Genomic DNA, 21,198 nt, shown 5'->3' on the forward strand with positions numbered 1-21,198 from the left:
TTTATGTGCACCCGCATTAGTTCGGTCCGTCCGGCTGCGAGCCTTGTCCGGGCGTGTATCGATTGAGTTCCGCCGCGCCACTGGTCGGGGGCGCGATGATCCAGAGCACCTGCGCCGGCGTCTTGCCGACATTCTCTGTACGATGCGGCGTCGAGGTGGCGTATTCGATGCTGTCGCCTTCGTTCATGACGAAGCGCTCGTCTGCCAGCGTCAGCTCGACAGTGCCCTTCAGGACGACGAACATCTCGTGCTTGCCGCCATGCGTGTAAGCTTCGTCGCCGGTCGAGCCGCCGACGTCGAACTCCCCCGAATAAACCTCGAATTCATGGATCGGCCGACGCGACAGCAGCGTCTTTCGGCAACCGTGGCTGATCGGCAGCAGGGGGCGGTCGGCTCTGGTAAGCACCTTGTGGAACCCGCCCTCGGTCTGCTCGAACAGCTCGTTGATGCCGAGATCCAGGGCTGCCGCGATCCGCATCAGGGTGCTGGCACTGGCGCCGCTCAGATTGCGCTCGAGCTGGCTGATGAAGCTCGCCGTCGTGCCGACCATGTCGGCCAGCTGGCGAAGCGAAATGCGTCGGGCCATGCGAATGGCCTTGATCCGGCCGCCGACATGCTTGGCCTTGCCGGCTTCCGTCGTCGCCAGCGCGGCTACCTCCGGGGATGTCGCAGGGTCGACTTTCACCGAGCGCCTCCTTCACTTAACACCCTATTAAGTGAAATGTCGGAACGCAAGCCGTTTGTCGAGGCACGGTCCTGGCCCGTCGGCGCGGCTGCGTACGCGGGCGCTGCTCATTTCGTGGGCGAGGCGAAAAAACGGCTCGCGGCGGTCGCGGCCATCGCATCGGCGAGGCCCATCTGCCATTGCGTACGGCAATAGGCGCGGAAATCGAAGCAAGGCAGGCCCGGGCAGACCTCGAACTCGATGAGGTGGATGCTGTCGTCGGCTTCGATCCGGAAATCGACGGAAAACACATCCCGCAGGCCAAGCCCGGCGATCAGGCTTTGCGCGATCCGTCGGATCCTTGCATCGGCTCGCGGCTGGCTGGCGGCAACCGGCAGCAGCACCGGCTCGGCATATGTTCCCGCCGCCCTGGCAGCCTCGCCGGTGTCGCCGTAGAGCGCCAGGCTGTCTTCCATTGTCTGGAAATCACTTCCCGACTCGACAAAGACGATGCCGAGCGCTTCGACGCCGGTGTCCGGATTCAGACCGAGAAAACTGGCGCGCGCATTGCGCCCGGTGACGTAGGGCTGCACGACGACATCGTCGCGATAGGCAGCGAAGACGCGCCGGCTAAGCTCAAGCGCGTGGCCGAGATCTCTGCTGCGCGAATCCGGCCAGATGCCAATCTTGGCGCCGAGCCGGCTCGGCTTGACGAACCAGCCGGCTGGCGAAGCCGGTGGCTCGACCAGCCAGCGTCCGTCGCGTGCCAAACCGGATTGCGGCACCGGCAGGCCGAGTGCGCCGAGCACGGCGCCGGAGCGGAACTTGTCCTGGCAGAGCGCAAACAGCGCATCATCGGCGCCGAGCAGCTTCAGGCCGTTCAGCCTTGCCAGCGCCGGCGCCGCACCGCCACGGAAATAGGCGATGCCGTCGGTCAGCGTCCACACCAGCGTCGTCTTCGGATCCTCACCGGCAAGCAGATTTGCGGCATCGTCGAGCGCCACCGGCGCGAAGGACAGGCCGCGCGTCTGGCAGGCTGCGGCCAGCGCGTCGAACTCAGGGGCGATGTCGGTCGATTGCGCCAGATAGGAGGCGATTTCGGCGGCGCGCCCCGGCACGTGGCCATCAGCAACCAGCCGCTCGAAGCAGGCGTTTTCCGGCTCGTAGAGTAGGATCAGCTTCGGCCTGCGGCTTGACATGGCATCAACGATTCCTGGCGATGAACGGGCCTGGCAGCGCGACTGCCTACCATCGCATGGCGGATGTATCAGGCTTTCGCGAAATCGACGTCAGCCTAGCCAATCAGCACGCGCGGCTCGAAGCGGCCGTTGACCGGAATGTCGAGCAGAAACGTCATGCCGGCTTGCGGATCCAGCAGGCGCTGTTTCTCATCCTTGCCCGACCAGGCGGAGGTGACCGCCAGCCGGTCGGCATTCCTGCCGACAAAGGCCGGGCAGGACGGCTGCGTCACCGGCATCGCGACCGAACGGATGAGCTTGCCGTCAGGCCCGTAGGCTTCAACGACGCTGCCGCCCCAGCAGGCGTTCCACAGGACACCGTCGCGATCGAGCACCGAACCGTCGATATAGCCCTTGGCCTTGCGGTGATCGACGAAGATTTTTGGCTCGCCAGCCGGCAGGCCGGCCGCCGGATCGCAGCCGACGCGCATCAACAGGCCGGTGCTGGTATCGGTGTAATGGGCAACGGTTCCATCTTCGGAAAAACAGATCGAGTTCGACACCGTGATGTCTGAATAGAGCCGGCGCAATTCACCCCTGAAGAACCAGTAGATCGAGCCAGCGGCCTTTGCCTCGCCCTTGCCCATCGTGCCGACCCAAAAGGCGCCGCAGGGATGGACGCGCGAATCGTTCGAGCGCGTCGCCGGATTGTCGGCCTCGATGGCCGTATGCAGCGTCATTTTGCCGGTCGCCACGTCGCGGACATGCAGGCCGGTTTCGGTGGCGATCAACTGTCTTTTGTCGTCGACGACGGCGATCGCGCTGGCCATTTGGCCAAGCTCGTGGATTTTGACGGCACCGCCGGACAGGGGCTTTTCCAGAAGCTGGCCGTTGACGATGTCGAACCAGTAGAGCGTTTCGGTGGCGGGGTCATAGCTCGGGCCTTCGCCGAGTTGACAGACATGGTCGGAAAAAACCGAAACGATGGCTTCGCTCATGGCGCTGCTCCAAACGCTGCGTCCCAGGCCGCGACTGCGGCCTGCGCCCGCGTTGCCACCTCGTCGACGCTCATACCAGGCTTGAACAGACTGGAGCCGAGGCCGAAGACGCTGACACCGGCCGCCTTGTAGCCGGCAAAGTCCTTCTCCGACACGCCGCCGACCGCGCCGACCAGCGTCTCAGCCGGCAAAACGGCGCGCATCGCCGCGATCCCGGCCGCGCCGAGCACGCTGGCCGGGAAGAATTTCAGCGCCGAGGCGCCGAGCCCGATGGCCTGGAAGGCTTCGGTCGGCGTGAATACGCCCGGCATCGTCACCATGCCGTAATTCATGGCGCGACCCATGACCTCGGCATCGATGTTGGGGCTGACCAGCAGCCGCCCGCCGGCCTTCTCCAATCCGTCGACATCGGCTGCGGTCAACACAGTCCCCGCGCCGACCAATGCCGTCGCCGGCAGCGCCTCAACGATTCTCGCGATGGAGACAAACGGATCCGGCGAATTGAGCGGCACTTCGATCGTTTCGATGCCGGCCTCGAAGATCGCCCGGCCGACGGCCACCGCCTCGTCCGGCTTGAGGCCGCGCAGGATGGCGACAAGCCCGCGCTCGAGCTTCGGAAACGATGCGGTCTCGGTCATGCGGCAACTCCGCTGTTGTCGATCATGTCTGGGCAATCATGCCATTTTTGCGCGCCGCCTCGATGAGGCCGGCACGCACCGCCTCGTCGGCATCGACGGCTCTCACCGCAAGCCCGGCAAGACCGAGCGCCTCAGTGTAGAGGGTGCCGAGCGCGCCGGATGCGACCAGCACGATCGACGCCGCGCCTTTTCGATAGCGGCGGCTGGCCGAGGCGATCTCGCCGCCGATCAGCAGGCCGGACAGGCAAGCAGCGGCATCGTCGGGTTTCAGGTCCTGCAATAGGCCCGCAGCGCGGATCGAGAACAGCCTCGATGTGACATCGCCGCCCTCGGCCAGCGCGATCTCGCACCAGCGCTGGAAAAACGGATTGCCTGGTGCAACCGGCTTGGGCTGCTCGCCCAGCGAATGGCGCAGGATCGAATGCGCCGCCAGCACCGAAAACAGCTCGCCGGTCGGCCAGGTGCCAAAACCGGCAACGGCGCCGTCCTCGACCAGCACCCATTTGGAGTGGGTGCCGGGCATGCAGACGAGATGGCGGCTTGTTGCCGGCAAACCGGCGCCGGCAAGCTGCGTTTCCTCGCCGCGCATGACGTCAGGCGCGTCGGCCTGGCGCTGGGCAAGGCCCGGCACGATGCGGATATCGCGGCGCTGGCCTGGAACGCGCGCAGCACCGGCAAGGATGGCGCCGATCGGCGCCGGCACGCTGACATAGGGCGCCTCCAGCCAGCCCTGGCGCGAGCCGGCCATGCCGCAGATGATCACGGGCATCGTTTTCGGCGCGCCCATCGCCGCCAGATGTCCTTCGAGGATGGTCGAAAATCCGGCCGCCTGCGCGGTGATCAGCCCGTCGTCGCCGCGACGCTCGGCGAGGACATTTCCGGCCTCATCGACCAGCCAGACCCTGAGACGGGTGGTGCCCCAATCGACGGCGGCCACAGAAGGCACGTTGCTCGCTGAGTTCACAGGAAGCCCCCGTCGACGATCAGCATCTGCGCGGTCAGCATGCGCGAAGCGTCCGACGCCAGGAACAGCACCGTGCCGACGACGTCTTCCGGCTGCATCACCTGCTTGATGCATTGCTTGGCCACGTGGGCGGAGAGCGCCTTTTCGGTGACCCAGAGCTGCTTCTGCCGCTCGGTGATCACCCAGCCGGGTGCGATCGCATTGACGCGAATGCCGTCGGCGCCGAGCTTGCCGGCAAGCCCCTTGGTCAGGCCGACGATTCCGGCCTTGGCGGCGGTATAGGCCGGCATGTCGGGGTGATTGATCAGGAACGACGTCGACGTGAAGTTGATGATCGAGCCGCCGCCGGCGCGCTTCATGCCCGGCGCCACCGCCTGTGCGGAGAAGAAATGCGGACGCAGGTTGACCGCCTGGTTGTTGTCCCAGAACTCCACGGTGACGTCTTCCACCGCGTGGCGATCGTCAAGTGCTGCATTGTTGACCAGCACGGTGACGTCGCCATGCGCCTCTGCGGCCCTGGCGGCCGAAGCCCGCAGCGCCTCGACGTCGCGTATGTCGGTCTTGAGATAGAGGGGGCGGCGGCCGAGATCCTTTTCGATGCGGTCGGCCAGCGCCAGGCTCGGGGCGTCGGCGATGTCGATGAAGGCGACCTTTGCCCCCTGGCGGGCAAAACCCTCGGTCAGCGCCGCGCCGATGCCGGAGCCACCGCCGGTGATCAGCACCGAAGCGCCCTCAAGGTCGGCAAAGCGCGCCGATGGCATCATTTTTTTCTCCTCGCGCATGGCCCCGAAAATCGGTTGCGATTTACGGAAAGGATCATGCGCAAAATCAAAGTGCTACAGCGTCGTTTGCGCGTCCAAAAGGACGCGCGGCACCGTAGGCTCGGTCGGCGCGCATCCTAGCCAGCCCGGTCGGGGGAGCAAGGGAGAAAAAGCAAATTCGCGGGCTTATGTCTGACAAGTCGCTCGTCAGATCGCCTTGACGCGCAAGGTGCCACGGAGGCAATTTCTGAGATAGCCGAGCGTGGCATCGAAACCCGACCGGCCCCCCGAACGGGAATCGTTGCCGCCGGCGCAGCCGAACTGACAAGGGCGCTCCGCCTGCGCCTCATCGAGGCCCAGCAGGCGCTCCTCAAAATGTCGCGATTGGCAGATGACCGGCGAGGTTGTAAGGGCAAGCAGCCCATCCGATCCGCCGGAGATCCGCCATGCCCCTGAAAGTCGCTGTCCAGATGGACCACATCTCCACCGTCTCGATTGCCGGCGACACGTCGTTTGCGCTGTCGCTGGAAGCGCAGCGGCGCGGCCACCAGCTGTTCCATTATACGCCCGACCGGCTGTCGCTGCGTGACGGCAAGGTGTTTGCCGGCGTCGAGGAAATGCAGGTCCGCGACGAGAAGGGCAGTCACTATTCACTCGGCGAGAAAGTGCGCACCGACCTGTCGGAGATGGACGTCGTCCTGCTCAGGCAGGACCCGCCTTTCGACATGAACTACATCACCACGACGCATATGCTCGAGCGCATCCATCCCAGGACGCTGGTGGTCAACGACCCGGCCTGGGTGCGCAACAGCCCGGAAAAAATCTTCGTCACCGAGTTTCCCGACCTGATGCCGGAAACGCTGATCGCCAAGGACAGCCAAGAGGTTGCCGCCTTCCGCAAGGAATTCGGCGACATCATCGTCAAGCCGCTCTACGGCAATGGCGGCGCCGGCATCTTCCACCTGCACGAGGCCGATCGCAACCTCGCCTCGCTGCTCGAAATGTTCGGCCAGATGTTCCGCGAGCCCTACATCGTTCAGCGTTATCTGAAGGAGGTGCGAGCCGGCGACAAGCGCATCATCCTGATCGACGGCGAGCCGGTCGGCGCCATCAACCGGGTGCCGGCCGAGACTGATTCCCGCTCCAACATGCATGTCGGCGGCCGCGCCGAAAAAACGGAACTAACGGAGCGCGAACGCGAGATCTGCGCCCGCATCGGCCCGTCACTGAAGGAGCGCGGCTTTATCCTCGTCGGCATCGACGTGATCGGTGACTACATGACCGAGATCAACGTGACGTCGCCGACCGGCGTGCGCGAGGTGCAGCGTTTTGGTGGCGCCGATATTGCGAGCCTGTTCTGGGATGCGGTCGAGGACAAGCGCAAGTAGCGTCCATGCTTGGCGGAACAGCGGCTTTCCGATCCGTAGCCAATGCGGCGCCATCAAGGCACAACGTTCGATCGTTCCCGTAATGTTCTTGCCTTTGCTCAAAATCTGTGGTTGTCTCAGATGACGCCGTTCGCGGCATGATCGCATGGGCTTCGGGCGAGCCCATGTCCGGGGGCAGAAAAATGGTTGCGCGGGTCCGCACGGTCGCTTTCCAGGGCATCGAGGCCGTGCCGGTCGACGTGCAGGTGATGATCGCGCCCGGCAAGGTCAACATGCACATCGTCGGCCTCGGCGACAAGGCGGTGGCCGAAAGCCGGGAGCGGGTGCAGGCGGCGCTGCACGCATCGGGCCTGTCGATGCCATCGAAGAAGGTCACCGTCAATCTGGCGCCCGCCGATCTGCCCAAGGAAGGCAGCCATTACGATTTGCCGATCGCGCTTGGCCTGATGGCGGCGCTTGGCGCCATTCCAGGCGACATGCTGGCCGGCTATGTTGTGCTTGGCGAACTGTCGCTCGACGGCACCATCGCCGCGGTGGCCGGCGCGCTGCCGGCGGCGATCGGCGCCAATGCCGAAGGCAAGGGCCTGATCTGCCCTTTCGCCTGCGGCCCGGAAGCGGCGTGGGCCGGCAAGGATTTCGACATTCTGGCGCCGCGCAGCCTGATCGCCATCGCCAATCATTTTCGCGGCACGCAGGTGCTGTCGCGGCCGGAGGCAGGAATCCACGCCTCGGCGCGCGACCTGCCGGATCTTGCCGACATCAAGGGCCAGGAGACCGCCAAGCGGGCACTCGAAGTGGCGGCGGCCGGCGGCCATAACATGCTGATGATCGGTCCGCCAGGATCGGGAAAATCGATGCTGGCGCAGCGGCTGCCGTCGATCCTGCCGCCGCTGGCGCCGCGGGAATTGCTCGAAGTCTCGATGATCGCCTCGGTGGCCGGCGAGCTTGGTGAAGGCAAGCTGACCGACCGGCGGCCGTTCCGCGCGCCGCACCATTCGGCCTCGATGGCAGCGCTGGTCGGCGGCGGCCTGCGCGTGCGGCCGGGCGAGGCCTCGCTGGCCCACCACGGCGTGCTGTTCCTCGACGAGTTTCCCGAATTCTCGCCGCAGGCGCTCGACGCGCTGCGCCAGCCGCTGGAGACCGGCGACTGCATGATCGCCCGCGCCAATCATCGCGTCACCTATCCGGCGCGCATCCAGCTGGTCGCGGCGATGAACCCGTGCCGCTGCGGGATGGCCGGCGAGCCGGGCTATCGCTGCCTGCGCGGCGACCGCTGCCGCACCGACTACCAGGCGCGCATATCAGGCCCGCTGCTCGACCGCATTGATCTCCGGATCGAGGTGCCGGCGGTCTCGGCCAGCGATCTGATCCGGCCGGACCGGGCGGAGAAAAGTGCCGACGTGGCGCTGCGCGTGGCCCGCGCGCGGACAACCCAGCGCGAACGTTTCGAGCGGCTCGGCGCGACCTCCGTCACCACCAACGCGCACTGCTCCCCCTCTGTCATCGAGGAGATCGCGATGCCGGATGCATCAGGCCTGTCGCTGCTCAGGGATGCCAGTGAAAAGCTCGGCTTTTCGGCGCGGGCCTATCACCGGGTGCTGAAGGTGGCGCGGACATTGGCCGATCTCGAGGCCAGCGAGACTGTCGGCCGCATCCATCTGGCCGAGGCGATTTCGTACCGCATGAGTTCGGAGCGAATGGCGCAGGCGGCGTGACGTTCCCCTCCCCCTTGAGGGTCCCTTGAGGGAGGGTGACCGGCCCGGCCCGCCGCGGCAGCTACTTAACCGGGATCATGAGATGTGCGTAGGGAGTGCCCGCCCACATCACATATGGCCTGGACGTGTCAGGTTTGGGGTCAGCCGGATAGCCCTGCATCATATCCATTGCGTTGACGATCATCACGTGCGGTCCGGTCTCCACCCAATTGTTGCCTTCCTCGGGCTTCGTCGCATAAGGATCGGTGTTGCTGCCGTCGGTGCCGCCGGCCAGCATATACATGAAGCCGACCTTGCCCTTGGGCGGTTCCTTTTTTCCAATCCACGCCATCGCCCATTCCATCGCGTTGGCATCGCCACACATTGGATCCGGGCCAGGTGTGGCCGGGTTGTCCGGCATGCACCAGAAGCCGTTTGTGCCCTCGCGCAGTGTGCGCATTGCACCCTTCTCATCCATAGCGTGGATCGCAGCGCCGCTTGATACAGCGGGGGGTGCGGCGGATTCAGCGCTCTTGATCATCGCAGCGTCATCGGCGGCTGCGCCTTGCATCGCAACCAAACTGCCCGCCGCCACAAGGGCAGCGACCGTCAGAAGCCGTGTCATGGCCGTTCTCCGGTTTTGAGTTCTTGTGCATGATGTCGGACGCACGGCCTCCCAGAGCCGTTTGTCGGTGGTTAAATCGTAGCAGATCGCGTGCACCGGGACAACGATGTCTTAGCAATTGCTAATATCTGTCGGGTTATACTAGAACTCTGTGCGCGCTAGCGAGGGTCTTTCCTTCGCCTTCAGCTCCAACCGTCGCGCATGAAGCACCGGCTCGGTGTAGCCGTTGGGCTGGACCCGGCCCTTGAAGACGAGGTCGCAGGCGGCGAGGAAGGCAATCGACTTGTCGAAGTCAGGGGCCATCGGCCGGTAGAGCGGATCGCCTGCGTTCTGGCGGTCGACGACGCCGGCCATGCGCTTCATCGTCTCCATCACCTGGTCTGAGGTGCACACGCCGTGATGCAGCCAGTTGGCGATGTGTTGCGAGGAGATGCGCAGCGTGGCGCGGTCCTCCATCAGGCCTACGTCATTGATGTCAGGCACTTTCGAGCAGCCGACGCCCTGGTCGATCCAACGGACGACATAGCCCAGAATGCCTTGCGCGTTGTTGTCGAGCTCGTTCTGGACCTCCGCCGGCGACCAGTTCGGCCGCACCGCTACCGGCACCGACAAGATGTCGTCGAGCTTTGCCTTGGGGCGGCTCTTCAGCGCCGCCTGCATAGCGCCGACGTCGACCTTGTGGTAATGGGTGGCGTGCAGCGTCGCCGCTGTCGGCGACGGCACCCAGGCGGTGTTGGCGCCGGCCCTGGGATGGGCGATCTTTTCCGCCAGCATCGCCGCCATCAGATCGGGCATCGCCCACATGCCCTTGCCGATCTGGGCGCGGCCGGCCAGCCCGCATTCCAGCCCGGCGTCGACGTTCCAGGCTTCGTAGGCGGCAATCCAGACGGCCTGCTTCATGTCGCCCTTGCGGATCATCGGGCCGGCTTCCATCGAGGTGTGGATCTCGTCGCCGGTGCGGTCGAGAAAACCGGTGTTGATGAAGACGACGCGATCTTTGGCGGCGCGGATCGCCTCCTTGAGGTTGACGGTGGTGCGCCGCTCCTCGTCCATAATGCCCATCTTGATGGTGTTTTTCGCCATGCCGAGCACCGCCTCGACACGGTCGAATATCTCGACGGCGAAGGCAACTTCTTCCGGGCCGTGCATCTTGGGCTTTACGACATACATCGAGCCCGCGCGCGAGTTTAGCCGGCGGCCGTTCGGGCCGACATCGTGTAGCGCGATCAGCGCCGTCATCGTCGCATCCATGATGCCTTCCGGCACTTCGTTGCCGTCGCGGTCCGTAATCGCCGGATTGGTCATGAGGTGGCCGACGTTGCGGATCAGCATCAGCGAGCGGCCGGGCAGGGACAGCGTGCCCCCATCAGGCGCGGTGTACGACCGGTCGGGATTGAGTTTACGCGTAAACGTGCTGCCAGCCTTGGTGATCTCCTCGGCAAGGTCGCCCTTCATCAGGCCGAGCCAGTTGCGGTAGACCAAAACCTTGTCCTGCGCATCGACCGCCGCGACCGAATCCTCGCAGTCCTGAATGGTGGTCAGCGCCGATTCCAGCACGATGTCGGCAATGCCTGCCGGATCGGTCTTGCCGATCTGGTTGCTGCGGTCGATCACAATCTCGATATGCAGGCCATTGCGGGTGAGCAGGACGGCTTCGGGATTATCGGCGTCGCCGCGATAGCCGGCAAACTGTTTGGGATCGGCGAGCGTGGTGGCGCCGGCGCCCTCGCCCAGCCGCAGCATGCCGTTGGCCACGGAAAGCCCGTTCACCCCTGCCCATTTGCCGGTCGTCAGCGGGACCGAATCGTCGAGAAAACCCTTCGCCCAGGCAATGACCCTGGCGCCGCGCTCGGGATTGAACCTGGCGCCCCTCTCGGCGCCGTCGGTCTCTGGAATGGCGTCGGTGCCGTAGAGCGCATCATAGAGCGAGCCCCAGCGCGCATTGGCGGCATTCAGCGCGTAACGCGCGTTCATCACCGGCACCACCAATTGCGGCCCGGCAACCATCGAGATCTCAGGGTCGACATTGTCCGTCGCTACGGAGAAGGCCGGCCCTTCCGGCACGAGATAGCCGATTTCCCTCAGGAAATCCTTGTAGGCTTCCATGTCGCTGGGCGCGCCATTGTCGTGATACCAGCGGTCGATCTGGCCTTGCAGCGCGTCGCGCTTTGCGAGCAGAGCCCGGTTCTTCGGCGCCAAATCATCCACGATGGCCGAGAAGCCGGTCCACAAGGCGTCGGCTGCAATGCAGGTGCCCCGCAGCGCCTCGTTCACGACGAAATCATAAAGTTCGCGGGCAATCCGCAATCCGGCGATTTCGACGCGATCGGTCATCGGGGCTTTCTCCAGGCGAAAGGCTTTGGCCGGGCCTTTGACATGTCAGGGTGGCAGGGTCAATTCAGCTTAGGGTGAAGGTAGGGCAAATCGCTTCCATTTCGAATGCCGCCTCACCCTCTGCGTTGACGCAGGCTGGTGCGGCTCCCCCTTCTCCCACAAGGCGCCCTACACCGCGATCCTTGGCCTGCCCGACGCCACCGCCACCACATGCGCCTCGATGAACATGCGCTGGCCCTCGACGGTCGAAACGCGGAATTCGCTGGCGATCTCGATTTCGGCGCTGTCGGTGCCGGCGTCCCTGGCCCGCCCGGCGGCAATGGCGCGGACATCGGTTTCCGCTGCCGCGATCGCCGCCGCCTCGTCATTGAAGTCGCGCACGCTTTCGCCCGAGGCGACGCGAAACAGCCCTTCCTGGGGCTGGCTGACGCGCGCCTCCGCCGAAACCCTGACCTGGCCGACGACGGCGCCGAGCGCATTGGCGACATCGGTATCTTCGGGCACCACGCAGTCATGGCCGACCAGCGGCGGCAGCCCGGCATAATGCAGCGGCGCCGAGGCGCCGAGGCCGATGACCGGGCGGTCGAGCGCGACGCTGAGCCGTGCGATGCCGGGATGGGAATCGACGGCGCGCTGGACCAGCGCGTGCGCCACGGTCGCCGCGCCATCCAGCCCGTCCTCGGCAAAGGCGGTTTCGAGGATGACTTCCGCCGACAGCCGGGTCAGCGTGGTCAGTACCCGTTCCGAGATCGCCTCCGTCGTGGCGGCGATCGCCTGTCCGCGGCCGTCGCGCTTGCGGGCGAACAGCTCGGCACCGAGCCGAGCCGTGGCGGCATCCCAGTTGGCCTGCTTGCCCAGCACATGGGCGGCGTCCGACGGCGTAAAGCCGGCGACATGCACCAGCCCGCGCGACACCAACCGGTTCAAGGTGGCGTTCTGGGCATTTGATGTCAAAAGCCGGTCGACGGCGAGCGGCGTCGCGCCGATCAGTTCATAAAGCTTGGCCTCGGCGCCGGTCAGGCCGGCAGCCAGCCGCTCCGGCACGCCAGTCCTGACCGCCAGCCGGCCATCCATGCGGCTGGGGTTGGCCGCGCGGATTTGGCGTTCCAGTTCGACGGTCACCGCTTCGCCATGCATCATGCCGGCCAGCGCCAGCGGCACCAGGCGGCGCGGCCCGAGCAGGATTCTTGGGTTGAGCGCGCCATCCTCCAGCGTCACTTCGGAATCGCCGCCGAGTCCAAAGGTGCGCATGGCGACCGCCTCGACCATGGTGCGGAAGCCGCCGACGGTGGCGCCTTCCGGGTCAAGCCTGGGACGGCCCTGGTCGAGCACGGCAACGTCGGTGGTGGTGCCGCCGATGTCGGAGACGACTGCATTGTCGAGGCCGGTCATGTGGCGAGCGCCGACAAGGCTGGCGGCCGGGCCTGAAAGAATCGTCTCGATCGGCCGCTGGCGGGCGAAGGCGGCCGAGACCAGGGCGCCGTCGCCGCGCACCACCATCAGCGGAGCGGCGATGCCGCGCGCAGCAAGAAAGCCCTCGGTCGCCGCCACCAGCCGGTCGATCATCGAGATCAGCCTGGCGTTGAGCAGCGTCGTCAGCGCCCGGCGTGGGCCGCCGAGCTTGGCCGAAAGCTCGTGGCTGGCGGTGACCGGCAGGCCGGTTACGTCGCGGATCAGGTTCCGCGCGCTTAGCTCATGCGCCGGGTTGCGAGTGGCGAAATAGGCGCAGACGGCAAAGCCGGACACCGAGGCGCCCAGTTCCGGCAGCGCTGCCTCCAGCCCGGACAGATCGAGTTTCGCCGCATTGCCGTGGACATCGTGGCCGCCGGGGCAGAACACGACAGGGTCGGTGCCGAGTGCGGTCTTCAGCCCGTCGCGGGCAAGGTCGCCCTCGGCAAAGCCGATCATCACCAGCGCGACGCGGCCGCCCTGGCCCTCTACCAGCGCATTGGTGGCAAGTGTCGTCGACATCGACACCAGTTTGATCGCTGCAGGGTCGGTGCCGGCTTTTTGCAGCACCGCATCGACCGCGCCCGAAATGCCGACCGCCAGATCGTGACGGGTGGTCAGCGCCTTGGCCTTGGCCAGAACCTTTCCGTTAGCGCCACCGGCTTCCGACCACAGCACGGCATCGGTATAGGTGCCGCCGGTGTCGATGCCGAGGAACAGGGGGGAGGATTTGGAGGTCATTGGCGGATCCGGGATTTTGCTCCCCGCCCTTAGCCGATACGCGCCGGCTGATAAAGCCGCGAGCGCTGGGCCACGAAGCCTGATCCCCCCTCAGCTACGCGCGGACGGCTTCTCAATCGCCCATCTTCAGCGCCTGGATAAACGCCTCCTGCGGGATGTCGACCTTGCCGAACTGGCGCATCCGCTTCTTGCCCTCTTTCTGCTTGTCGAGCAGCTTGCGCTTGCGCGAGACGTCGCCGCCGTAGCATTTGGCAGTGACATCCTTGCGCAGCGCCGAGATCGTCTCGCGGGCGATGACCTTGCCGCCGATTGCCGCCTGGATCGGGATCTTGAACAGATGGTTCGGGATCAGTTCCTTCAGCTTCTCGCACATCAGCCGGCCGCGCTTTTCTGCCGCCGTGCGGTGGACCAGCATCGACAGCGCGTCGACCGGCTCCTCGTTGACCAGGATCGACATTTTAACCAGGTCGCCCTCGCGATAGTCGGTCAAATGATAGTCGAAAGAGGCGTAGCCCTTGGAGATCGACTTCAGCCGGTCGTAAAAGTCGAAGACGACCTCGTTGAGCGGCAGGTCGTAGGTCAGCATGGCGCGCTTGCCGACATAGGACAGGTCGGCCTGGATGCCGCGCCGGTCCTGGCAGAGTTTTAGGATGCCGCCGAGATACTCGTCCGGCGTCAGAATGGTGGCGCGGATCCACGGCTCCTCGATGGCCGATATCTTGACCACGTCGGGCATGTCGGCGGGGTTGTGCAATTCCTTGGTCGTGCCGTCGTTCAACAGCAGCCGGTAGACGACCGACGGCGCCGTGGCGATGAGGTCGAGGTTGAACTCGCGCTCCAGCCGCTCCTGGATGATTTCCAGATGCAGCAGGCCGAGGAAGCCGCAGCGATAGCCGAAACCGAGCGCGGCGCTGGTTTCCATTTCAAAGGAGAAAGAAGCGTCGTTGAGGCGCAGCTTGCCGACTGCGGCGCGCAGATCCTCGAAATCGGCGGCGTCGACCGGGAACAGGCCGCAGAACACCACCGGCTGCGCCGGCTTGAAGCCGGGCAGGGCCTGTGCCGTCTGGCGCTTGTCCTCGGTGATGGTGTCGCCGACGCGGGTATCGGCGACTTCCTTGATCGAGCCGGTGAAGAAGCCGAACTCGCCGGGGCCGAGCTCGTCTACATTGATGCGGGCCGGCGTGAAGACGCCGGTGCGCTCGACCAGGTACTTGGCGCCGGTGCCCATCATGCGAATGGTCTGGCCCTTCTTCAGCACGCCGTCGATGATGCGGACCAGCACGATAACGCCGAGATAGGCGTCGTACCAGCTGTCGACCAGCATCGCCTTCAGCGGGGCAGCAATGTCGCCCTCGCGCGGCGGCGGCAAATCGTTGACGATCGCCTCCAGCACATCGGGAATCCCGAGGCCGGTCTTGGCCGAGATCAGCACGGCGTTGGAGGCATCGATGCCGATCACCTCCTCGACCTGCTCGCGGATGCGCTCGGGCTCGGCGGCCGGCAGGTCGACCTTGTTCAGTACCACGACGATCTCGTGGTTGTTGTCGATGGCCTGATAGACATTGGCCAATGTCTGCGCCTCGACGCCTTGCGAGGCATCGACGACCAGCAGCGAGCCCTCGCAGGCGGCCAGCGACCGCGACACTTCATAGGCGAAGTCGACATGGCCGGGCGTGTCGATCAGATTCAGGATATAATCCTCGCCGTTGCTGGCGTGGTATTTCAGCCGCACCGTCTGCGCCTTGATGGTAATGCCGCGCTCGCGCTCGATATCCATCGAGTCCAGCACCTGCTCCTTCATGTCGCGCAGCTCCAGCCCGCCGGTCAGCTGGATCAGCCGGTCGGCAAGCGTGGATTTGCCATGGTCGATATGCGCGACGATGGAGAAATTGCGGATGTTCTTGATCGGCGTGGTCATGTCGGGCGCTTTAGCAGGGGCAGCTTGCCCGGGCAAGCGGCCGGGCGCCGCATGAGCCGCCGGCGATCGCAACGTCGTTAAACTTTGCTCCATCAGATTAGGGCATAATTCGCGCCCTGCGTAATAGGCACGACCTGTTACCGTTTGGAGAACACGAAATGCCACTGTTCGGAAGCCATTTTCTCAGTTCCGAGAGCGGCTCCTTAGCGCCGATACTCGCCATTATGCTTATCCCGATGTGTGCCGCTCTGGGCCTCTCGGTCGACTATAACGCGGCCATTGCGACCAAGGGATCGATGCAGAATGCGCTCGATGCCGCGACGCTGTCGATCACGACGCTGCCAACCAGCACGTTACTGGCGGACCGTCAGGTGAAACTGCAGGAGTCGTTTACGGCCAATAGCGGGCAAGGCACCGCCAAGCTCGATAGCTTCGTCGTCGCCGCCGACGGCACCGCCAGCATCGATGCTTCGGCCAAGTTTGCCATGCCGACGAACTTCATGCAGATCGTCCACGTCGACACGGTGCAGATCGGCGTCGCGTCGGCAGTGCGCAAGCGGCCGGCGCTGGTGCAGACCACGTTCAAGGTCGACAAGGTTTCGGGCCATTGGAACAAGACAATGACGCTCTACGGCACGAAATTCACCGAGACGGCGATCAATCCGCTGATGAAGATCACTTATGTCTACAACAATTTTGGTGATCCGAAAGGCTACGGCACGTCGACAGTGTATACGGTCAACGGAGCGACGAGCACGAAGGTCCAGGAACAGAAATGCACGACCAAGACGGTGCAGAATTTTAACGGCCTGCCTACCGGGGCGATTACCCAGACGAGCGGCAACAAGAAATACCTGACCACCTGCACCAACACCATGTACCCCGCGAACGGCGCCGGCGCGGTGATCGACGTCAGCCTGATGGATGTGCTGTATCTGCAGATGGATGTGCCATCGGCCCAAACACCCAAGCTCAAGTCGAATGACGCAAACACATCGAACCGGTTGTACATCGACAGCGTTGAAGTCGCGCACGGCAAACTGGTGGACATCTTCACCGCCGTGCCGTGCGGCCAACCCAGCCAGCAGGCCTGGGAAGACGGCGGCAATCCCGTACCGGCTCCGGTGTCCAACGCCGACTTCTTCTACACCGTGACCGGCAAGTGCGACTTCAATCAGCGGCCTTCGCAAACAGTGCTTACGCAATAGGGGCAGGCGCCTGAGCTGCCAATCTGCCCCCTTGTGGGGGAGATGGCCGGCAGGCCAGAGGGGGGCGCTGTCCCGCGGCCTTGCCAAGATCGAAAATCCCGCCGCCGTGATCCACCCCTGTTGCCAGGAGATTCGACCGCCTCTCCGGTTATCGATGCATTAACCTGGCGTTAGGGAGCGAGGCCACTGCACGCAAGGGCTGCCTCGCCGCGCTTTACGTCGCCCCCCTCTGTCCTGCCGGACATGTCCCCCACAAGGAGGAGGGAGATTGGATGTCGCACCCGCTTTCGCCAATATCCAGCGTTGCAAAAACAACGAGCCTTCCGATCACGAAGCGGTGATGGCTGTAACGAAAGCCCAGGCGGCGGCGAAGAGCTGATGTGATCGCCATTCCGGCGCGCCACCAACCTGGAGACCATCATGACCAACCTCACCCGCCTGACCTTGCCGGCACTTGCCTTCGCACTGTGCTCGACGGCGCTTTTCGCCGGCGGCATTGCGCGCGCCGAAGATGCGATGAAGCCGGCCGATGCGATGGCGACCGACGCCATGAAGCCGGCGACCGACGCGATGAAGCCGGCGGATCCGATGGCGGCCGAAAAGATGAAGGACTGCATGGACAAGGCTGCCATGGAAACCGACGCGATGAAAAAGGACGAGGCGACCAAGGCCTGCGACGCGATGGGGACGGCCAAGTAGGCCCGCGTCCGCGAACGGGGCGCGGCCGAATGCACGCGCCCGCACGGCAATGTGAGGCCGCGACGGACCTATCTGTCGTATAATCGTAAACTCACGCATGGGAGAGCAGAGATGACCGGCATTGAAAAAACCGCCGCGAAACGGTGGATGAACTTCGCCAGGGGCGCGCTTGCGGCGCTGATGCTCGCGGCGGCCGGCGCCGCCTTGTGGCAGACGCCGGCAATTTCGGCCGAGGAGGCGGTGGTGATCCCGCCGCCGGCGATGGACGAGAAACCCGCCGCCGGCACCGCCAAGGCGGTCTTCGCCGGCGGCTGCTTCTGGGGCGTGCAAGGCGTGTTCCAGCACGTCAAGGGCGTGACCAGTGCCGTCTCCGGCTATGCCGGCGGCGACAAGGACACCGCCGTCTACGAGACGGTCGGCACCGGCCGGACCGGGCATGCCGAGGCCGTCGAGATCATCTACGAGCCGTCCAAAGTCAGTTACGGCCAGCTGCTGCAGGTGTATTTCTCGGTCGCGCACAACCCGACGCAGCTGAACTACCAGGGTCCGGACCGCGGCCCGCAATACCGTTCGACGATCTTTGCCGAAAGCGACGCGCAGAAGAAGATCGCCGAGAGCTATATCGCCCAGCTCGACAAGGCCAACGTGTTTCCGGAGCCGATCGTGACCACGCTGGAGACGGGGAAAAAATTCTATCCGGCCGAGGACTACCACCAGGACTTTTTGACGCTGAACCCGACCTATCCCTACATCGTCTACAACGACCTGCCCAAGGTCGAGAATTTGAAGACGCTATTCCCAGACCTCTACAGCGACAAGCCGGTGCTGGTGCTGGCCGGCAACAAGAGCTGATCTTTTGCCAGTGTGTACTTGGTGCGTCCTAATGGACGCATGTCGGCGTCAGGTGTGGTGAGGTACAGGTCAGGCCGCGCCGAAAATGGTGGATTCCGAGAACCGGAACGGAGCGCACTTTCGGGTACGCGAGTACCGCCGGGTGCAGGCCGGCTGAATATCAACACAGCTTATTGCACGCCCAGAAACTGCCGGAGCTCCGGCGTCCTGGGATTGGAAAAAACGTCCTCGGGGGCGCCGATCTCGTGGACACGACCCTGATGCATGAAGACGACGCGCGAGCAGACGTCGCGGGCAAAGCGCATCTCGTGGGTGACCATCACCAGCGTCATGCCTTCCGCCGCCAATTCCTTGACGACGGCCAGCACTTCGGCGACGAGCTCGGGATCGAGCGCCGAGGTGATCTCGTCGCATAGCAGCGCGATGGGCTGCATGGCGAGCGCCCGGGCGATCGCCACGCGCTGCTGCTGGCCGCCGGACAATTCGTCCGGCAACGCATCGAACTTGTGGGCGAGACCGACGCGGTCGAGCATTTTTCGCGCGACCGCCTCGGCGTCGTTCTTCGGCGTCTTCTTCACCACCATCTGCGACAGCATGACATTGCCGCCGGCGGTGAGATGCGGAAACAGGTTGAATTGCTGAAAAATCATGCCGACCTTCAGGCGCAGCGCCTTGAGATGCACCTCGTCGGGCAGGAACTGGGCGCCGGCGACGACGATCGAGCCTTCATCGATGGTCTCGAGCCCGTTGATGCAGCGCAGCAGCGTCGACTTGCCCGAACCGCTCTTGCCGATGATGGCGACGACCTCGCCCGGCGCGACGTCGATGGAAATCCCCTTCAGCACCTCGTTGTCGCCGAAGCGCTTCTTCACCTCAGTGATTGCGATGAGCGACATTGAGCTTCCTTTCCAGGAGCTGGCTGGATTTCGACAGCGGCCAGCACAAAGCAAAGTAGATGAGCGCGACCAGGCCATAGACGGTGAACGGCTGGAACGTCGCGTTGGTGACGATCGAACCGGCCTTCGACAGTTCGACGAAGCCGATGATCGAGGTGAGCGCGGTGCCCTTCACCACCTGCACCGAGAAGCCAACGGTCGGCGGCACCGCCACTTTCAGGGCCTGCGGCAGGATAACGTAGCGCATCTGCTGGAGATAACCCATGCCGAGGCTGGCTGACGCCTCCCATTGACCCTTAGCAATGCTCTCGACGCAGCCGCGCCAGATTTCGGCGAGGAAGGCGGCAGTCCACAGGATGAGCGCGACACAGGCGGCAAGCCAGGCGGGAACGTCGATGCCGAACAGGCCAAGACCGAAGAATGCCAGAAAGAGCTGCATCAGCAGCGGCGTGCCCTGAAACAGCTGGATGTAGCCCCGTGACAGAAACTGCATCCCACGCCGACCGCCGATGCGCAGGAAAAGCAGGGCCGCACCGACGATGCCGCCGCCGATGAAGGAGACCAGCGAGAGGACAACGGTCCAGCGGGCGGCCAGAAGCAGATTGCGCAGGATGTCCCAGAAGCTGAACTCGGTCATGGCGCCTGTCTCATCGCGACGCCTTCCTCGGGAACAGCATCTCGCCCAGGCCGGCCAGCAGCTGGCGCAGCAGGATGGCGAGCGCCAGGTAGATCAAGGTGGAGACGATGTAGGTTTCGAAGGCCCTGAAATTGCGCGACTGGATAAAATTGGCGGCGAAGGTCAGGTCCTCAGCGGCAATCTGCGAAACGACGGCCGAACCCAGCATGACGATGACGATCTGCGACGACAGCGCAGGCCAGATGCGCTGCAGCGCCGGGACCAGAACCACGTGCCAGAAGGTCTGGAACGGGGTCATGGCGAGGCTGGCGCCGGCCTCGAACTGGCCGCGCGACGTGGCCTGGATTCCGGCGCGGATGATCTCGCAGCTGTAGGCGCCGAGGTTGACAATCATGGCGAGGTTGGCGGCGGTCAGTTCCGACATCCTGATACCAAGCGACGGCAGGCCGAAGAAGATGAAGAACAGCTGGATGAGGAAGGGCGTGTTGCGGATCAGCTCGACATAGGTCGCAACAACGGGTTTTAGCCATTTCGGCCCCAGCGCCCGCACCCAGGCGCAGGCAATGCCCAATGCCACGCCGAACACCGCGCCGATCAGGATAAGCTGCACGGTGATCCGGATGCCCCTGAGCAGCACCGGCAGAGATCCGATCAGCCAGCTGAAATCGAACTGATAGGTCATAACTTGCTATCCGACCTCAGCCACACGCGGCGGGCGGCGATCACAGCTCAGCCGGCAGGTCCACCTTCAGCCATTTTTGCGAAATGGCGTTGAGGGCTCCATCGGACCTGGCGGCGGCGATGATCCCGTTGATCTTGGCCATCAACGCCGGCTGCTCCTTGTTCATGCCGATGTAGCAAGGCGAGTTCTTGATCAGGAACTTGAGTTCCGGCCGCTTAGGCGGGTTCTTTTCGAGGATGGCGGCGGCGACGACATTCCCGGTCGCGATCACCTCGACCTGGCCCGACAGGAAAGCGGAAATAGTGCCGTTATTGTCCTCGTAGCGCTTGATCTCGACGCTCGCGGGCACAACCCTGGTCAGTTCGAGATCTTCGATCGCGCCGCGGGTGACGCCAACGGTCTTGCCGGCGAGGTCTTCCGCTTTTGCGACGGCGACGTCTGCCGGAGCGAACACGCCGTTGTAGAACGGAGCATAGGCTTCGGAAAAGTCGATGACCTTCTCGCGATCGGGATTCTTGCCGAGGCTGGAAATGACCAGGTCGACTTTGTTGGTCTGGAGATAGGGAATGCGGTTGGCGCTGGTGACCGGGACGATCTCGAGCTTGGCGCCGAGCTTTTCGCCAATCAGATTGGCGATGTCGACGTCGTAGCCTTGCGGCGTCATGTCGGCGCCGACACTGCCGAAGGGCGGGAAATCCTGTGGTACGGCGATGCGGACGGTGCCGCGCGCCGCGATGTCGCTCAAGGCGTCGGCCCGCGCCTGCGGAGACGAAGGCATGGCCATTCCAACGGCGGCGGCGAAGGCCAGCATGCAGACATTGCGACGGTTCATTATCTTTCCCTTTGACTGGACAAAACCAATTGGTCGCCAG

The 21,198-nt window shown here is 64.4% G+C and carries 19 protein-coding genes; 5 read left to right on the forward strand and 14 right to left on the reverse strand.

The features are described 5' to 3' along the window. Positions 1 to 16: 16 nt before the first annotated feature. The 6 genes from AC0L2R_RS05745 to AC0L2R_RS05770 all read right to left on the reverse strand — a co-directional run bounded on the left by AC0L2R_RS05745 (position 17) and on the right by AC0L2R_RS05770 (position 5,206). A complete protein-coding gene (locus AC0L2R_RS05745) occupies positions 17 to 685 on the reverse strand; it encodes a helix-turn-helix domain-containing protein (RefSeq protein ID WP_473508023.1) in 669 nt (222 codons plus the stop codon). Positions 686 to 792: 107 nt separating this feature from the next. Beyond that, positions 793 to 1,863, reverse strand: coding sequence for a D-alanine--D-alanine ligase family protein (locus AC0L2R_RS05750; RefSeq protein WP_473508024.1), 1,071 nt, complete (start codon positions 1,861 to 1,863; stop codon positions 793 to 795). 95 nt (positions 1,864 to 1,958) lie between these two features. Next, the gene (locus tag AC0L2R_RS05755) at positions 1,959 to 2,840 is read right to left on the reverse strand and encodes an SMP-30/gluconolactonase/LRE family protein (protein WP_473508025.1); all 882 of its coding nucleotides are present in this window, start codon (positions 2,838 to 2,840) and stop codon (positions 1,959 to 1,961) included. Then, positions 2,837 to 3,478, reverse strand: a complete 642-nt coding sequence (locus AC0L2R_RS05760; protein ID WP_473508026.1) for a 2-dehydro-3-deoxy-6-phosphogalactonate aldolase — start codon at positions 3,476 to 3,478, stop codon at positions 2,837 to 2,839. Before AC0L2R_RS05760 ends, AC0L2R_RS05755 begins: the two co-directional genes overlap by 4 nt. 22 nt (positions 3,479 to 3,500) lie before the next feature. Continuing rightward, positions 3,501 to 4,442 (reverse strand): 2-dehydro-3-deoxygalactonokinase, encoded by a 942-nt coding sequence (locus AC0L2R_RS05765; RefSeq protein WP_473508027.1) that lies wholly within the window; start codon positions 4,440 to 4,442, stop codon positions 3,501 to 3,503. Continuing rightward, positions 4,439 to 5,206, reverse strand: a complete 768-nt coding sequence (locus AC0L2R_RS05770; RefSeq protein ID WP_473508028.1) for an SDR family NAD(P)-dependent oxidoreductase — start codon at positions 5,204 to 5,206, stop codon at positions 4,439 to 4,441. The genes AC0L2R_RS05765 and AC0L2R_RS05770 overlap by 4 nt, the downstream gene beginning before the upstream one ends. 443 nt (positions 5,207 to 5,649) lie before the next feature. Here AC0L2R_RS05770 and gshB point away from each other — a divergent pair, with 443 nt between their 5' ends. Both gshB and AC0L2R_RS05780 read left to right on the forward strand, forming a co-directional pair. Further along, a complete protein-coding gene (gene gshB, locus AC0L2R_RS05775) occupies positions 5,650 to 6,591 on the forward strand; it encodes a glutathione synthase (protein ID WP_473508029.1) in 942 nt (313 codons plus the stop codon). Positions 6,592 to 6,773: 182 nt separating this feature from the next. Continuing rightward, entirely contained in the window at positions 6,774 to 8,306 is a 1,533-nt protein-coding gene (locus tag AC0L2R_RS05780; RefSeq protein WP_023801437.1) for a YifB family Mg chelatase-like AAA ATPase, read from the forward strand. Between the two features lie 61 nt (positions 8,307 to 8,367). On the opposite strand, the gene AC0L2R_RS05785 is transcribed toward AC0L2R_RS05780, so the two are convergent. The 4 genes from AC0L2R_RS05785 to lepA form a co-directional block, all read right to left on the reverse strand. Next, a complete protein-coding gene (locus tag AC0L2R_RS05785; RefSeq protein WP_287068089.1) occupies positions 8,368 to 8,910 on the reverse strand; it encodes a hypothetical protein in 543 nt (180 codons plus the stop codon). Between the two features lie 141 nt (positions 8,911 to 9,051). Next, positions 9,052 to 11,244 carry a malate synthase G gene (locus AC0L2R_RS05790; RefSeq protein ID WP_473508030.1) on the reverse strand — a complete coding sequence of 731 codons (2,193 nt, stop codon included), beginning with the start codon at positions 11,242 to 11,244 and terminating at the stop codon, positions 9,052 to 9,054. A gap of 168 nt (positions 11,245 to 11,412) precedes the next feature. Beyond that, entirely contained in the window at positions 11,413 to 13,434 is a 2,022-nt protein-coding gene (locus AC0L2R_RS05795; RefSeq protein WP_473508031.1) for a hydantoinase/oxoprolinase N-terminal domain-containing protein, read from the reverse strand. A gap of 112 nt (positions 13,435 to 13,546) precedes the next feature. Next, the gene (gene lepA, locus AC0L2R_RS05800; RefSeq protein ID WP_287206326.1) at positions 13,547 to 15,352 is read right to left on the reverse strand and encodes a translation elongation factor 4; all 1,806 of its coding nucleotides are present in this window, start codon (positions 15,350 to 15,352) and stop codon (positions 13,547 to 13,549) included. A 158-nt stretch (positions 15,353 to 15,510) separates the two neighbouring features. On the opposite strand from lepA, the gene AC0L2R_RS05805 reads away from it, so the two are divergent. From AC0L2R_RS05805 to msrA, 3 genes are all read left to right on the forward strand, one after another. Beyond that, positions 15,511 to 16,560 (forward strand): TadE/TadG family type IV pilus assembly protein, encoded by a 1,050-nt coding sequence (locus tag AC0L2R_RS05805; RefSeq protein ID WP_473508032.1) that lies wholly within the window; start codon positions 15,511 to 15,513, stop codon positions 16,558 to 16,560. A gap of 420 nt (positions 16,561 to 16,980) precedes the next feature. After that, the gene (locus tag AC0L2R_RS05810) at positions 16,981 to 17,259 is read left to right on the forward strand and encodes a hypothetical protein (RefSeq protein WP_128245691.1); all 279 of its coding nucleotides are present in this window, start codon (positions 16,981 to 16,983) and stop codon (positions 17,257 to 17,259) included. A 111-nt stretch (positions 17,260 to 17,370) separates the two neighbouring features. Continuing rightward, positions 17,371 to 18,111: a peptide-methionine (S)-S-oxide reductase MsrA gene (gene msrA, locus AC0L2R_RS05815; protein WP_473508033.1), complete on the forward strand. Its 741-nt coding sequence runs from the start codon at positions 17,371 to 17,373 to the stop codon at positions 18,109 to 18,111. Between the two features lie 170 nt (positions 18,112 to 18,281). On the opposite strand, the gene AC0L2R_RS05820 is transcribed toward msrA, so the two are convergent. From AC0L2R_RS05820 to AC0L2R_RS05835, 4 genes are read right to left on the reverse strand one after another with little or no spacing between them, the layout of a single operon-like run. After that, positions 18,282 to 19,007: an amino acid ABC transporter ATP-binding protein gene (locus AC0L2R_RS05820; RefSeq protein ID WP_473508034.1), complete on the reverse strand. Its 726-nt coding sequence runs from the start codon at positions 19,005 to 19,007 to the stop codon at positions 18,282 to 18,284. Beyond that, positions 18,985 to 19,644 carry an amino acid ABC transporter permease gene (locus AC0L2R_RS05825; protein WP_091591934.1) on the reverse strand — a complete coding sequence of 220 codons (660 nt, stop codon included), beginning with the start codon at positions 19,642 to 19,644 and terminating at the stop codon, positions 18,985 to 18,987. The genes AC0L2R_RS05820 and AC0L2R_RS05825 overlap by 23 nt, the downstream gene beginning before the upstream one ends. A gap of 10 nt (positions 19,645 to 19,654) precedes the next feature. Then, positions 19,655 to 20,326, reverse strand: a complete 672-nt coding sequence (locus AC0L2R_RS05830) for an amino acid ABC transporter permease (RefSeq protein WP_473508035.1) — start codon at positions 20,324 to 20,326, stop codon at positions 19,655 to 19,657. 40 nt (positions 20,327 to 20,366) lie between these two features. Beyond that, a complete protein-coding gene (locus AC0L2R_RS05835; RefSeq protein WP_473508081.1) occupies positions 20,367 to 21,161 on the reverse strand; it encodes a transporter substrate-binding domain-containing protein in 795 nt (264 codons plus the stop codon). Positions 21,162 to 21,198: the final 37 nt, after the last annotated feature.

The sequence above is a fragment of the Mesorhizobium sp. WSM4820 genome (assembly GCF_055811075.1).